Origin of the sequence: Streptomyces sp. NPDC090106 (assembly GCF_044747265.1) — a bacterium.
Taxonomy (GTDB): Bacteria; Actinomycetota; Actinomycetes; order Streptomycetales; family Streptomycetaceae; genus Streptomyces.
The window spans coordinates 264,316-276,837 of the sequence record NZ_JBIVDS010000004.1; the positions used below are offsets into that span (position 1 = coordinate 264,316).

Sequence of the window (12,522 nt, forward strand, 5' to 3'; positions counted from 1 at the left end):
TCCCGGCGCCGGTCAGTCCCTGACGGCGGGCTCGGGGCGGTCGCGGACGACGAGCCGAAGGCCCGGGTCCACGGCGCGCAGCGCCTGCTCGACGTCCTCCCGGAGGCGGCGCATCACGCTCACCCCCATCGCGACCCCGTCCGCCAGGGTCCAGTTGAGGATGCTCCACCTGGCGTCCACCCGCCCGGTGCCGGACCCCGGCTGCCCCGCCTCGCCCGCCGCGCTCAGGGAGAGCCGTGCCGTGAAGCCACCACGGGCCACGGCGCTGCCGAACTCGACGACGATCTCGGTGTCCGTCGCCGAGACCAGATACGCGTCGGCCAGGACGGCGGGGCACTTCGGTGCGAGCCGTACGGACGACAGGAACGCGTCCCGGATCTGCCTCGGCCCGGCCGCCACGGTGAAGTGCAGTTCCTCTGCGACGAGTTGCTGCCCGTCCCGGTGATCACGACGGGCGAACACATGCTGTTTCGCCTTCGCCCTGGCGTAGTCCTTGGCCTTCCCCCACAGCACGGCGAGGACGACGAACGCCGCCAGCAGCAGGATCCCCAGCAGCACCCCGGGGACACCGTCCGAGGCCCCGGACGAGGTGCCGTTCACCGGATCCGGCTCTGGTCGCGCATCTTCTTGCCGAAGGCCGCGGCACCGGCGCCGGCCATCGCGAGGACGCCGTACGTGATGAACAGGCCCATGCTCGTGGTGCCCACCTTCAGGAGCACCGCCATGACCACGAACAACGCCGTGCCCGCCACCATCAACACTTTCTCGAAGCTCAACTGACTTCCCCTCCTGGTCACTTGCCGATCACTGCCGCCCGCCGCCCGCCGGCCCGTGGAGCGCCTGCGCGGCCCCGTCACGGGTCACGAACACGGGTCACGGAACACGGGTCACGGGTAGGTCGAGCCGATCCCGAGCGGATGGCCGCACAGGGCGGAGACGTTCTCCGTCGCCGCGCTCAGCTCCACGGTGGACGTCTCGTCCGCGTCCGCGATGCTGCCCAGCCGCTCCGCGTCGGACGAGAGGTCCTCGGGCCCCTCGTAGCGGTCGGCCACGTCCGCGAGGTCGTCCGCCGCCGAGAACACCGGGTTCCCGAAGACGGCTCCGATGCCGAGCCGGTCCCCGAGGGCGTCGTACTTCTCGCAGACCTCCGCCTTGGCCGTCGGCCCCGTGGCGCACGCGGCGGTGCCCCAGCCGAGCAGCGCCGCCGCCGCGACGACCGCCGCCCTCCGCCTCAGGACGGCCCTGTTCCGATGTGTCATCCCCTGCCCCCTTCCTGACCACGCCACCAGCGGAACCGCGAGGCCCGAGGGTGCGGCGCACCCAGGTGGACGTCACCGCCCGCGACGACCGCACCGTCCATGCGGACGTCGCGGCCCGCGCTCACGGACACCCCCGCGCGCGGGGCGGACGGCCCGTCCCGCGTCCCCTCCGCCCCGGGGGCCGCCGCCGCGGCGACGCGCAGTGCGCAGGCGTTGTCGCCGGCCACGTGCAGCCAGGCCCTGGCGTGGGTCTCCTTGACCCGGAACGCGACCGGGTGGAACGTCGTCGGGTCCACCGTCCGCAGCCCCGCCCGCACCACGGCGTCATGGATGACCTCGGACACCAGCAGCGCCGTGTCGCTCCTGGCCTGGTCGATGGCCTGCCGCAGCGGCTCACCGTCGCACAGGCGGAAGACGTGGTTGACCGCGTTCCCCACGAACCCGTGCCGGTCACGGTGGACCGCGCCCGCGTGCACGGCCATCCGCAGCCGCAACGGCGGGTCGCCGCGCCGCCTGTCCCCCAGGCCGCGCTCCAGCCGGGGCAGCACGTCGGTGAACAGCCCGTGCAGCGGCAGCTCCGACGGCAGCACGACGAGCACGCCGTCCCCCCGGTCCTCGTGGACGCACGTCTCCCACAGCGCGTCGGTGAACGCCGCGCGTAACTCGGCGTACAGGTCCTCCCTGCTGCGCAGTTGCTCACGGTCGCTGCGGGAGCTGAACCCCTTGATGTCGGTGAAGAGGACGGGAAGGTGCGCGGACCGGATCCGCTCGGAGGGGACGAGCACGCTGGGCATCACTTTCTGTGGCGTTACGGCGGTACGGCGGTACGACGGGACGGCGGCGGCGGAGCCGGGACGGCGTCGGTACGGAGGCGGCGCAGCCCGGACAGCGGCACGGAGGCGGCCTCTCTAGGACGTGGTCGGGATCTTGAACATCCCGCACTGGAGCTCCTGACTCCGCGCGTCGACCAACGACAGGAACACCCCGGCGCTGCAGAGCTTCAGCCAGCCGTAGTCGGTGGAGTTCAGCTGCCAGCGCCCACCGGAGCGGACCAGCCGTACGGTGCCCTGGTCCTCGCCCTCCCAGCGGAGCATGGTCTGGACACCGGAGTCCGTCTCCTCGGGCTCGCCGATCGCGACGTCGTCCACCCGGCTCCGGTACGCCGCCGACTTCGCGGCGAACACCGTGCCCACGTTCTCCTCGCACGCCTCGTCACCGGGCTGGGTGAGATAGCACCAGGAGGCCGCGTCCCCGATCCGCTCGGCCGACCTGATCTGCTGGACCGTGTGGAGGGCGCCGCCGGGCCCCGCCTCGTCGACCACGGACCGGTCGACGCCGCCCCCGCCCGATCCCAGGGAGACCCCGGTCCAGATCGAGCCGGACAGCACGGCGACCGCGAGACCGCCGGCGAGCAGCGGATTCGCGAACGCCCAGCGCTGCGCCTTCCGGACGACGGTGATCTTGTCGCCGTGCACGACGTCACCGACATGGGCGTCACCGCCGGCCACGACGGCGCCCTGCCGGATGGTGGTGCTGCGTCCCGAGTGGATGTTCACCTGGTGCGATCCGCCCCGCGCGTCCCGCGCGGGGGGCGTGTCGGGGCCGTGCCCCGGTCTCCGTTCAGCGGACATCTGTCATGCCTGTCTGCTCATGTGCCTGGAGGGGACATGGAAGCAACACGGAGACGAACAAAATGATGCAAGTGCCTCACTACGGGAGCTGAGTTGGAGAAAGTCTGCGAGTGAGACACGAAACGTTCTGGGAGAGCCTCGACGCCGATGAGCGCAAGGCCATGGAGCGGGCCGGGCGGGTGCCCCGGAATCCGTTCGAACCCGGCGACAGGATCTTCCGGCAGAGCGACGACTCCGACCGGGCCGCCGTGATCATCAGCGGCAGATGCCGTGTGCTGTGGCACGGCGCGAACCAGCGCACGACCTACCTGGCCTCCCGCCGCGACGGCGAACTCATCGGCGAGATGGGCCTCCTGGACCACGGCCCGCGCAACGCGACCGTGACGGCGCTGGCCCGGACGTACACCCGCTGGTACGGCCGGGAGGTGTTCGAGGGGCTGCTCCTGGAGCACCCGGGGATCCTGCGGAAGGTGTCCTTGACGATGTGCACCCGGCTGAAGGAGTCCGACCACTACCGGGTCGTCGTCGCGGGCGCCCCGTCCCGGCTCCGCCTGGGCCGGCTGCTGCTGCGCCTGGCCGAGGCGGAAGGCGTCACCACCCCGCTCGGCGTCGAGATCAGGGAGGTGACCCAGGAGAACCTCGGCGACTGGCTGGGCATGGGCCGCGAGGCCGCCGGACGCCGTGTACGGGAGTTGCAGGCCCGGGGATTCCTCCATGACTCCCCGTCACGGTCCCGGATCGTCATCACCGACACGGCGGGCCTGCGCCGGCACGCGTTCGCCGCGGAGAAGGCCCCGTGAGGCCGCAGCCCAGACGGCGCCCTCCCCGCTCTCCCCGCTCTCCCTGCCCTCCTTGCCCTCGCTACCGGACGTCGACGAAGTCCCCGGCGGCGCTGATCGCCGGGGTGGTCGCCGTGCCGGCGAAGCTGTAGCGCCAGTAGCCGTCGGTGGAGGCGGTGACGGTCGTCTTGAGGGCACCGGTCGAACTGGCCTTGACCGTCTTCACGGTGGTGTAGGTGCTGCTCCCCTTCTTGCGGAACTGGAGCTTGACCGACTGGTTCGCGTAGCCGTGGTAGAGGTTGTCCTCCCAGTTGGCCCGGGAGAGCTTGCCGGTGACGGTGAGGGTCTTGCCCTTCTTCACCGGCTCCGGCGCGGCGTTGACGGTGAGCTTCGAGGCGCGCTGCACCTTGAAGGTGGTGGCCGCGTCGCGGTGGATGTAGTCGTAGTCGTTGGCGGAGACCGACGTGCCGAGGTTCCAGGTGGCCGCCGCGGCGTTGTCGACGAAGCCGGTCGTGGCCTGCGGGTCGAACGTCACCGTGCCGGTGCAGGTCGAGGTGGTGGCGCTCGCCTTCACACAGGTGATGTCGCCGTCGTCGTACCAGATCAGGTCGAAGTTGACGCCCGGGCCGTCGGCGTAGATGTACGTCGTCCTGGCGATCCCGGAGTCGTCCGACGCGGTCACGCTGACCTTCGCGTACACCGTCTTCGTCGTCCCGACCACGACCGGCTTGCCGCCGTTGACGACGACCTTGCCGATCGTGATGTTCCCCGAACCACCGTCGTCCGCCTGAGCGGCACCGGCACCCCCGACCGCCGTGGCGACGAGCGCACCGGCGGTGCCGAGCAGAGCGAGACGCGTGAATGCGCGCATAGGTGTTGCCCCCGTGAAGTCCATGACCGACGAGGGGGACCCTAGACCCTTGGCCAACACCTCGTCACACGGTTATCCCGCGCATCGCACGCCCCGCGGTTCAGACCGCTTCCGTGTTCTCCCTGGGCGCCTCGCCCGACCTGCTGACCGGAGGCAAAACGCTCCAGGCGTACTTGACCGGATGAGGGTAGTTCCAGAAGAGGCATAACCCCAGGTCAGCGCCATGACATGACGAACGCGAGGCCAGCAGATGCACGGCCTCGCGTTCAGTGTCAGCAGCAGCTCGTTGAGTTGGCGCTCAGCGCCATACGGGCTCGATCAAACGGGGATCGAACTTGCGCCGCCCTCTCCCGGCAGGGTGGATCAGCACTGCCGAGAGACTGTGGAGGATCAGCGCCTGCTGGCGCTCGATCGGAAGGACGAGGAAGTCCTCAAGCGAGTCGACTCCCAGGGCAGCAGTCTGCTGCCGCGCCTTGCTGAAACGGCCACGTTCGAGCTTCAGCTCATCCCGCCGGCGCTCCAGATCCGGTAGCAGTTGGAGCAGCGTGGAGACCGTGATCTCTTTGGCCTTGGCAGCCTGAGTGAGGTCGGCAATATCCTTCTCGACGTCGGCAAGTTCCGACGCGTTGGCCCACGGCTCGACCTCTTCAACTGTGGCGCCGGCAGCCCTTTCCCGCTGCTCGGCGAGGACGAGGCTGATGACGAACTCGTCGACAGGCCCACCAACACGTGCCACCTTGCCGCAGCCTCCGTTCACGACAGAGCACTGGTAACTGAACTTGGCTGCAACGGAGTCCGGATTCCGTGGACGGACCACTTGACCTCGGATCTTGCTGTGGCAGAGGCCGCAGCGAGCGATTCCCGAAAGCAGGTACTTCCGAGCCAACGAGTGCCCGGGGTACTTCTGCTTCCGTTCCGCTACGACAGCGCAGACCGCCTCCCACTCTTCAACGGTGTTGATCCGTTCCCACTCACCGATGACCGGCGTTCCGTCGTCCGCGAGGAGGATCTCCCCGCGGTAGGTGCGGTAGCCGCACAGGCGCGGGTTGGTGAGCATGCGCTCCACAAGGTGATGCGGAAGCCGGGTGACGCCCTCCCGCGGGTGCCCCAAGCCCCGACGCTGCCAGTCCGTGCGGATGGTTCCGATACGAACGCCGGCCAACAGCAGTTGCTGAGCGGCACGGATGTGCTCCGCAGCAACGACGTCGACCGTGCGTCCGTCCTTCTGCCATCCGTAGGGTGCCGGGCCACCGTTGGGCTTCCCCTGGCGTGCCAGTTCGAGGTGCTTGCGCTGGATGCGGCGTGACGCGTCGTGCGAGGACTTGTTGGCGAACGCCACCATCACGCGCGCCATGGTGCGGCCGTCAGCCGTTCCCAGGTTCACGTCGTTGGTGACGGTGGCGAACACCCGCCGCTTGCGCTCGTCGTACAGGTCGATGAGCCGCTCAAGGTCTTTGGGCTGTCGAGCGAGCCGGTCAAGGTCGTACGAGACAACACCGTCGACCAAGCCGTCCGCCAAGTCGCTCAGCATCAGCTCGAACTCGGGCCGCCGGACGTTCCGTTTGTAGGCGGACACGTCGTTGTCCTGATAGATCTTGGCGACAGCCCACCCCCGAAGGTCTGCCAGCCGTTCACAGTCCTCTCGCTGCCGTGCGACCCCAAGACCATCACCCTCGTCGTCCCGGGAAATGCGTGTGTAGACCGCGACCTTGAGAGCCACGGTCAGGCCCTCCCTTGCAGAACGAGAAGGCGGTGCACCCACTCCTCATCCCGAGCAGGCGCACGACGAAGATGCTTCGCGATCCACTCGTCCTTCGTCATCATCGGCTTACAACTCGTCCGTTCAGCCTTCTGCGCCATCGAGGCACCCTCCGTCCCAGTCAGTGAGCGCTTCGCGCGCGGTCTCGCGGTTGAGCTGGATGTCCCGGCGGATGTTGGCGGCGAGCCAGGATTCGCCGGGGGTGTGGCCGTGGCCGGCGTAGGTCCAGTGGGCGAGGGTCAGGGTGGTTGCCTCTTCGTCGTCGGGGTCGGGCAGGCCGAGGGCTTGGCGTTGCTGCTGCGCGCGGTAGTCAGCGCGGACCTGACGCAGGGCGCCGAGGGTGGTGGAGTACTGGCGGGACTTGGTGGAGAAGTGGCCGCGGAAGCCGAGCATGTGGGCCCAGTCGCGGAGTTTGCGGTCCGGGTAGAGGGCGTGCAGGTCGAGGCACGCCGTGATGAGCCGGGCGGGGTGGTCGGGCACGTCGAGGAGGACGAGGGCCTCTTTGTTGCCGATCCGGCGGTCAACCGTGCCGGTGGTCTCCGCGGCTTTGGTGGCGTACTTGGCGAGGTAGGAGGCGACGGCCTGTTCGGTGATCTCCTCGCCGTCGCCGAAAGCCCGGATCGTGCGGACGTCGAGCTGTGTGCCCCAGCGCAGGGTGCGGGCCGGCTGCGTGATCGCAGGCTTCTTCGGGTCTGGCTGGTACCGGGCCGCCTTGACGTCGACTGCCACACGCGCGGCAGCGGCACGGATCGCCGCGGTGAGGAGGTCGAGGGTGGCCCAGGGCGGGGGCGGGGAGTCCGGTCCGGCGGGTCCGTCGAAGCGGATCACTGCGTGGAAGTGGACGGCTCCGCGCTTCTGGTACTCGGCGACCTTGCCGAAGGAGACCCGGGACTCCTCACGGGCGGCTTTCTGTGTGAGGCCCGCCTGTCTGGCGATCTCGCGGCGGAGGTAGATCGTGAAGTAGCGCCACAGGTCGGAGGCGTGGTTGTTCCACAGCACGGCGCCGGCGTAGTCGTAGGTGTCGGGGTCGAGCGGGGTGCCGAGTTCGGGCGCGTCCTCGGGGTGGCGGTCACCGCAGCGGCAGACCCGGTTGCCGGGTCGGTTGTGGACCGGGCCGAAGGAGGGCGCGGTGAGGGTGGCGAAGACCCGGGGGTGATCCCGGATGGTGTGCGGGGTGCCCTTGGCGGGGTCGCCGGTCAGGCCCGCGCGGATGAGGTGGTAGGTGTCGCCAGCGTAGGTCCAGGCGCAGGCCGGGCAGCGCGAGGCACGGCGGTTGCCGCACGCGATGCGGAGCATGCCGCCGGGCTCGTGCTCGGTCGTGTACGCGTGGAGCACGGTCTTGGTGGCCGGGTCGATGGTCTTGGTGCCGCCCATGAGACGGATCGGGTCGGAGCAGCCGCCCGTGCGCTTGATCTGTTCTTGCCAGCGGTCGAAGCCGTCAGACCCGGCCACCCTCAGCACGTCGGTGAGGGTGGCCGGGTCCAGGCCCGCCAGGGTGGCGGTGTCGGTCACGCGAACACCTCCTGCCGGCAGGTCAGGAAGGCGGTGGCGATCCATTTCGTGTAGGCGGGCGGGATCGCCTCGGTGAGTTCCTCGGGGATGTCGGTCCAGGTGATCCCCATGGCCGCCTGCATCTCGGCGACGGTGGCCTTGCCTCCGCCTTCTCCGTACGCGGCGACGTAGGGACCGTCGCGGTAGATGCCGTGGCGCCAGCCGCGCACGTAGCCCCGGTGCCGGGGGTGGGCCGGCTTGGCGGTGGCCCAGCGGCCGAGTTCGAAGTTGCGGTGGCGCAGGACGTCGAGGCCGAACATCTCGCCGCACAGCGACAGGTCTTTTCGGATCACGGCCTTGCCGTTGGGCTGCTCGATCACGTACGGCAGTCCGGTCGCGTCGAGGAGTTCCCGGGTGGGGGCGACGAGATCGGTGTGGGCGCCTCCCCAGCCGCGTGAGGCGTTGGTGCCCACGGTCAGCGCGCAGCCGGCCTGACAGGGCGGGGAGGCGTGCACGAGGGCGTACCGGGCGATCTCACCGGTGGCGATCAGGTCGGCGAGGTACTCCAGAGCGTCGCCGCGGTGGCGGGGGAACGGGTAGCGGGGGCGGTCGGCGATGTCACAGCCGTCGACGTCGAACCCGGCGAGGTGGTAACCCCAAGCGGCCCCGCCGGCGCAGCAGAACAGGTCCAGGACACGCGGCGCGGTGCTCATCGGGCACCGCCCTTGCTCTTCTTCTCGCGGGGCGGGTCGGAGTGGAAGCGCTGGGTGCCCAGGTCGCGTCCCTTGTGCTCGTAGCGGGCCGCGGCCGGGTTGTTGTCGTTCCAGTCCTCCGCGCACACCTTGTGGACGGGCTCACCCGCGTGGGAGCGCATGGGGGTGGTGATCTCGCACTGTGTGCAGGGACGGGCCCCGTTGTCCGCTTCGTCGAAGTGGCGGCGGTCGCGCCAGTCGAGGAGGCTCATGACCGCCCCCTCTTGCGCGGGGGAAGCGGCATACCGCGACGCTCCCAGGGCTGGCCGGCCGGGTCGGGGCAGTCGTTGACGTGGTCGTTCCAGCCCTTGACGACGTCCTGCACGCCGCGGACTCCCGAGCCTTCGGCGGTGGCGCCGCAGCGGCAGGCGTAGGAGGCGTGCGGGCAGTCGCCGAGGGTTTCCGGGACGATGCCGGAGACCTCCGACCAGCTAGGCAGTGTGGGGTAGCCGGGGGCACGTTCGTCGGAGGAGGGGGCGTAGATGTGCAGGCCGGGTGACTGCTGCGTCGGCTCAAGGTTGCTCTTGGGCTTGCGTCCGAAGGCCATGGCGGTCACCTCCCGCTCTGCACGAGCGCCGAGGCGGGAAGGGACTTTCCGGTGCCGTGGCAGGCGGGGCAGTCGACGCGCAGCGTGGTGCGGGTGCCGTCCGGGGCGCGCAGACCGGTGGTGACCATGGCCGAGGCGAAGCCGTCGCAGACGCGGCAGACGGGCGTGTTCGGGACGTGCTGGGGCATGATGGGGCTTCCCTTTCGGGTCCGTTGGATCTGGAAGTGGTCCAGGCGCCCGGAGCGGCGGAAGTTTGGCGACCGAGGCCGCTCCGGGAGCCGTTTAGCGGCGGCGGGAGTACCCGTGGCCGGGCGGCGGGTAGGCGTCGTCCTGGCCGCAGTCGTCGGCCAGTCCCTGGGCGTTGGCCGTCTCGAACAGGGACCCGGCGACCACGACGGTGAAGTCGTCGTTCCTGCCCGCCTTCAGGTCGACCGTGATGTCGGTGATCATGCGTTGGGTCAGCTCGCGGTCGTTGCTCTTGGGGCTGCCGAACAGGGGCATGTCAGCGGTTCCTTTCGTCTTTGAGGAGCGAGCGCAGGACGACGGCGACCACGGCGACGGACATGCCGGTGATGGCGACCGCGAGGAGCAGGGAGACCAGGACCGCGCCGACCACGAGGACCACGGCGCCGCCGCCGGCCGCGAGGGCGAGCGCGCTGCCCGGGGTGAGCTGGACGGTGGGCCGGTTCGACAGCGGAGCAACCGGGGCCGACGGCTGGACCGGCGCCGTGCCGGCAACGGTCGGCGCGGTGGCCGCGACCGGGGGTGCGGTGTCCGGGGGCGGGTACTTCGGGGTGAACACGACTCGTTTCCCTTCTACTTGAGGACGGTGGCGAGGGCGGGGGCAAGGAAGCTGTCGGCGACGAGGTAGCCGCCGAGCAGGAGCAGCGCGACCAGCCACAGGGGCGGACGGGCGAGCTTGATGCCGAGCCAGCCGACGACGATCACGGCGAGCCAGAGAGGGACGTCCATGACGAGGTGATCCCTTCTACGCCTTGCAGCGGTGGGTGTTGGCGGCGAGTTCGGCGGCGGAGCGGTCGGTGTAGTCGGCGGAGAAGCCGCAGCCCGGCGCGGTGCACGCGGCGGTGTGCTTGTCGCGGCCCCGGCCGTCGTAGTAGGTGCCGACCTGCACGGGGCCGAAGCGGCGGCGGTCACGGAAGCGGCGGTAGGTGGACACGGGCGAACTTCCCTTCTTCTCAGGTGAGTTGGAGTTGCTCGGTGATCGCTGCCGCCATCGGGGCGGGCAGTTGGAGGCGGGCCGACAGGGCGTCAGCCGGCATGGGTGAGCCGGTGGTGGCCCGGTGTGCGTCGGCGATCTTCCGGGCGTGGTCCAGCAGTGCGGCCGGCACGGTGGGTCCGTTGGCCGGGGGCGCAGGGGGTGCGGCTGTCAGTTCGGGCACCGGCTCCGGAGTCGGGACCGGGGCGGGTTCGTCGGTGCGTTCCACAGCGACGGACGGTGCCGCGATGTCGTCCACAGCCTGTGCAGGGACGGCCGGTTCGGTCGGCTGGTTCGGGGCGTGCACCAGGAGCGTGCCGCCGAGGAAGGCGAGCGCGGGCCAGCCGGCGACGAGGATGCGCAGCCAGTCAGGCACGTGCTTCAGGTCCAGGAGCCCGGCGGTGGCGATGTTCGCGCCGAGTGAAGCGAACAGGGCGATCGTGAACCAGGTCCAGGCCGATCGGTCCCGGCGCGCTGCGCGTAGCCGGTGCCAGGCGGCGACCAGCAGCAGGTCGACGCTGATCGGGTAGGCCCAGGCTTTCCAGCCTGTCTGCCCGGCGGCTTCGGCCAGGTCGTGCAGGTGGGCGAAGGACAGCGCACCGGCGATGACGGCCTGGATCAGGACCGCGTCCGGGCGGATCGTGCGGTTCATGGTCTGCGCCTCCCTTCAGGGAATTGAGCCGGAAGCGGGCGGGGATCTTGTCCGGCCGCCCGGTCCCGGCGGTTCAGTCGGTGGCTTCGCCGGAACCGAGGCAGGCCAGGCAGAGTCCGGTCTGCTCGCCGGCGGCACGGCGCTTGCGGCCGACACGGACAGTGCGGGACACCTCTCCGGTGCCCTTGCAGGCCGGGCACTTCGCCGGATCGGTGGACGCGGTCGTCTTGGGCTCGGCCATGGCGATCACTTGACCAGCGAGAGAGGGCCGGCAGGTGCGGGAACGCGGGGCCGGAAGGCGTCGAGGAACGGCAGGTCCGGCACCAGGTGTTCGAAGTCCCGGCAGGTCGCGGCGACGTCATCGCGGGAGATCTGCGGGGTGCGTACCCTGCACCAGCCCCCGTCCGCGTCGGTGGCCACAGCCGTGCCAGGACGGTTCGCGGGGATCACGCACGCGGCCGGCACAGCGGTCGGGGCGACGTCCTTGAGCCCCATCTCGGCCGTCTCCTTGTCGTTGACCCGGTGCACCACCCGTCCGGTGAGCTGAGCGCGGAGCATGGTGGCGCCCTTGCCGAGGTCGGAGCCGAAGCGCTGCCCGCAGATCTCCAGGTAGATGCCGACCGCGCGGGCCATCTGCGCGAGGCGGATCAGTGCCGTGACGATCCGCGTGCGGCGCTCCTCGTCCTCCTTGCGTGAGATCAGGAAGAGTTCGGCGATCTCGTCGACCAGGACCACCACCGGGGCCGGCCGCACGTCCTCCGGGAGTTCCCAGATGTCCGAGGCGCCGTGCAGGTTCAGCAGGTCGAAGCGGTCTTCCATCTCCGTGACCAGCACATCCGCGAGCGAAGCGGCATCGTCCGGGGTGGTCGCCAGGGCCGACAGACGCGGCGCGAAGGAAGACTGTTCCACCCCGCGCTTGCAGTCCATCCCCACCAGCGCGACCGGCAGTTGAGCCAACCCCTTGATCAGATTGCGCTGATACATCGACTTGCCCGAGGAATTGGCACCCAGGGTGAGTGCCATCGGCGCCTTGCGGTAGTCCCGCTCGAACACGGTCCCGTCATCGCGCAGAGCGACAGGCACGGCCATGTCGTGCGGCTGTGCCGTACGCGGCATCCGCACCCGACGCAGAACGTCGTAGCCCGTCATCCGCAGTTCGACGACACCGGGCTTGGTCACCACGACCCGCACCGCGTGCACACCCCAGGCGTGCCGAAGACGCTCCGTGGAGGCGATCAGGTCGGCAGGCTCCAGGCCGGCCGGAAGCCGCAACGTCACGCGCAGCCCCGTCGACGTGGGGCGAATCCGCCGGATCTTCGGCGCGACCGGCTGCACCTCACGGTGAGCCACGTTCCGCGCCATGAACGCCCGTAAGCCGGACGGCTGCACGGTCAGCCCGCACACATCCATCGTCGACCGGTACGAGTACGAGAACCGCCCCCACGTTGCCGGCAGACCGACCAGCGACCAGTACACGCGCGGAGCGCGAACCTTCGCGTAGCCCAGACCGCCGGCGCCCGTCAGGACGCTCGCCCCCTCCAGCCACACCGTCAGGTCGGTCATGA

Annotated in this window: 20 protein-coding genes; 1 reads left to right on the plus strand and 19 read right to left on the minus strand. The window is 70.2% G+C overall.

Annotated elements, in window-relative coordinates; translation table 11 throughout:
• Positions 1 to 12: 12 nt before the first annotated feature.
• The 5 genes from ACIPSE_RS14880 to ACIPSE_RS14900 all read right to left on the minus strand — a co-directional run bounded on the left by ACIPSE_RS14880 (position 13) and on the right by ACIPSE_RS14900 (position 2,815).
• The gene (locus ACIPSE_RS14880; RefSeq protein ID WP_401662325.1) at positions 13 to 600 is read right to left on the minus strand and encodes a hypothetical protein; all 588 of its coding nucleotides are present in this window, start codon (positions 598 to 600) and stop codon (positions 13 to 15) included.
• On the minus strand, positions 597 to 776 hold the full coding sequence (locus tag ACIPSE_RS14885; RefSeq protein ID WP_401662327.1) for a hypothetical protein: 180 nt from the start codon (positions 774 to 776) through the stop codon (positions 597 to 599). Before ACIPSE_RS14885 ends, ACIPSE_RS14880 begins: the two co-directional genes overlap by 4 nt.
• A gap of 111 nt (positions 777 to 887) precedes the next feature.
• Positions 888 to 1,259, minus strand: a complete 372-nt coding sequence (locus ACIPSE_RS14890) for a molybdenum ABC transporter substrate-binding protein (protein ID WP_401662329.1) — start codon at positions 1,257 to 1,259, stop codon at positions 888 to 890.
• A complete protein-coding gene (locus ACIPSE_RS14895) occupies positions 1,256 to 2,044 on the minus strand; it encodes an adenylate/guanylate cyclase (protein ID WP_401662331.1) in 789 nt (262 codons plus the stop codon). The genes ACIPSE_RS14890 and ACIPSE_RS14895 overlap by 4 nt, the downstream gene beginning before the upstream one ends.
• A 123-nt stretch (positions 2,045 to 2,167) precedes the next feature.
• Positions 2,168 to 2,815 (minus strand): hypothetical protein, encoded by a 648-nt coding sequence (locus ACIPSE_RS14900; protein ID WP_401662333.1) that lies wholly within the window; start codon positions 2,813 to 2,815, stop codon positions 2,168 to 2,170.
• A 185-nt stretch (positions 2,816 to 3,000) separates the two neighbouring features.
• On the opposite strand from ACIPSE_RS14900, the gene ACIPSE_RS14905 reads away from it, so the two are divergent.
• Positions 3,001 to 3,690: a Crp/Fnr family transcriptional regulator gene (locus tag ACIPSE_RS14905; RefSeq protein ID WP_401662335.1), complete on the plus strand. Its 690-nt coding sequence runs from the start codon at positions 3,001 to 3,003 to the stop codon at positions 3,688 to 3,690.
• Between the two features lie 61 nt (positions 3,691 to 3,751).
• Here the strand turns inward: ACIPSE_RS14905 and ACIPSE_RS14910 are convergent, their stop codons facing one another.
• From ACIPSE_RS14910 to ACIPSE_RS14975, 14 genes are all read right to left on the minus strand, one after another.
• On the minus strand, positions 3,752 to 4,540 hold the full coding sequence (locus tag ACIPSE_RS14910) for a calcium-binding protein (protein WP_401662337.1): 789 nt from the start codon (positions 4,538 to 4,540) through the stop codon (positions 3,752 to 3,754).
• Positions 4,541 to 4,838: 298 nt separating this feature from the next.
• Complete coding sequence (locus ACIPSE_RS14915; RefSeq protein WP_401662339.1) at positions 4,839 to 6,260, minus strand: recombinase family protein; 1,422 nt, start codon at positions 6,258 to 6,260, stop codon at positions 4,839 to 4,841.
• Positions 6,261 to 6,383: 123 nt separating this feature from the next.
• Positions 6,384 to 7,811, minus strand: a complete 1,428-nt coding sequence (gene repSA / locus ACIPSE_RS14920; protein ID WP_401662341.1) for a replication initiator protein RepSA — start codon at positions 7,809 to 7,811, stop codon at positions 6,384 to 6,386.
• Complete coding sequence (locus ACIPSE_RS14925; protein ID WP_401662343.1) at positions 7,808 to 8,503, minus strand: DNA methylase; 696 nt, start codon at positions 8,501 to 8,503, stop codon at positions 7,808 to 7,810. Before ACIPSE_RS14925 ends, repSA begins: the two co-directional genes overlap by 4 nt.
• On the minus strand, positions 8,500 to 8,754 hold the full coding sequence (locus ACIPSE_RS14930) for a hypothetical protein (RefSeq protein WP_401662345.1): 255 nt from the start codon (positions 8,752 to 8,754) through the stop codon (positions 8,500 to 8,502). Before ACIPSE_RS14930 ends, ACIPSE_RS14925 begins: the two co-directional genes overlap by 4 nt.
• Positions 8,751 to 9,089: a hypothetical protein gene (locus ACIPSE_RS14935; RefSeq protein WP_401662347.1), complete on the minus strand. Its 339-nt coding sequence runs from the start codon at positions 9,087 to 9,089 to the stop codon at positions 8,751 to 8,753. Before ACIPSE_RS14935 ends, ACIPSE_RS14930 begins: the two co-directional genes overlap by 4 nt.
• Before the next feature lie 5 nt (positions 9,090 to 9,094).
• The gene (locus tag ACIPSE_RS14940) at positions 9,095 to 9,277 is read right to left on the minus strand and encodes a hypothetical protein (RefSeq protein WP_401662349.1); all 183 of its coding nucleotides are present in this window, start codon (positions 9,275 to 9,277) and stop codon (positions 9,095 to 9,097) included.
• Between the two features lie 94 nt (positions 9,278 to 9,371).
• Complete coding sequence (locus tag ACIPSE_RS14945; RefSeq protein WP_401662351.1) at positions 9,372 to 9,590, minus strand: hypothetical protein; 219 nt, start codon at positions 9,588 to 9,590, stop codon at positions 9,372 to 9,374.
• Position 9,591: 1 nt separating this feature from the next.
• A complete protein-coding gene (locus ACIPSE_RS14950) occupies positions 9,592 to 9,891 on the minus strand; it encodes a SpdD protein (protein ID WP_401662353.1) in 300 nt (99 codons plus the stop codon).
• Positions 9,892 to 9,905: 14 nt separating this feature from the next.
• Positions 9,906 to 10,061, minus strand: coding sequence for a hypothetical protein (locus tag ACIPSE_RS14955; protein WP_401662355.1), 156 nt, complete (start codon positions 10,059 to 10,061; stop codon positions 9,906 to 9,908).
• 16 nt (positions 10,062 to 10,077) lie between these two features.
• Complete coding sequence (locus tag ACIPSE_RS14960) at positions 10,078 to 10,266, minus strand: mobile element transfer protein (protein WP_401662357.1); 189 nt, start codon at positions 10,264 to 10,266, stop codon at positions 10,078 to 10,080.
• Positions 10,267 to 10,285: 19 nt separating this feature from the next.
• Positions 10,286 to 10,957, minus strand: a complete 672-nt coding sequence (locus ACIPSE_RS14965; RefSeq protein ID WP_401662359.1) for a DUF2637 domain-containing protein — start codon at positions 10,955 to 10,957, stop codon at positions 10,286 to 10,288.
• Positions 10,958 to 11,030: 73 nt separating this feature from the next.
• Positions 11,031 to 11,198, minus strand: coding sequence for a hypothetical protein (locus ACIPSE_RS14970; protein ID WP_401662361.1), 168 nt, complete (start codon positions 11,196 to 11,198; stop codon positions 11,031 to 11,033).
• Positions 11,199 to 11,203: 5 nt separating this feature from the next.
• Positions 11,204 to 12,520 (minus strand): FtsK/SpoIIIE domain-containing protein, encoded by a 1,317-nt coding sequence (locus ACIPSE_RS14975; RefSeq protein ID WP_401662363.1) that lies wholly within the window; start codon positions 12,518 to 12,520, stop codon positions 11,204 to 11,206.
• Between the last annotated feature and the right edge of the window lie 2 nt (positions 12,521 to 12,522).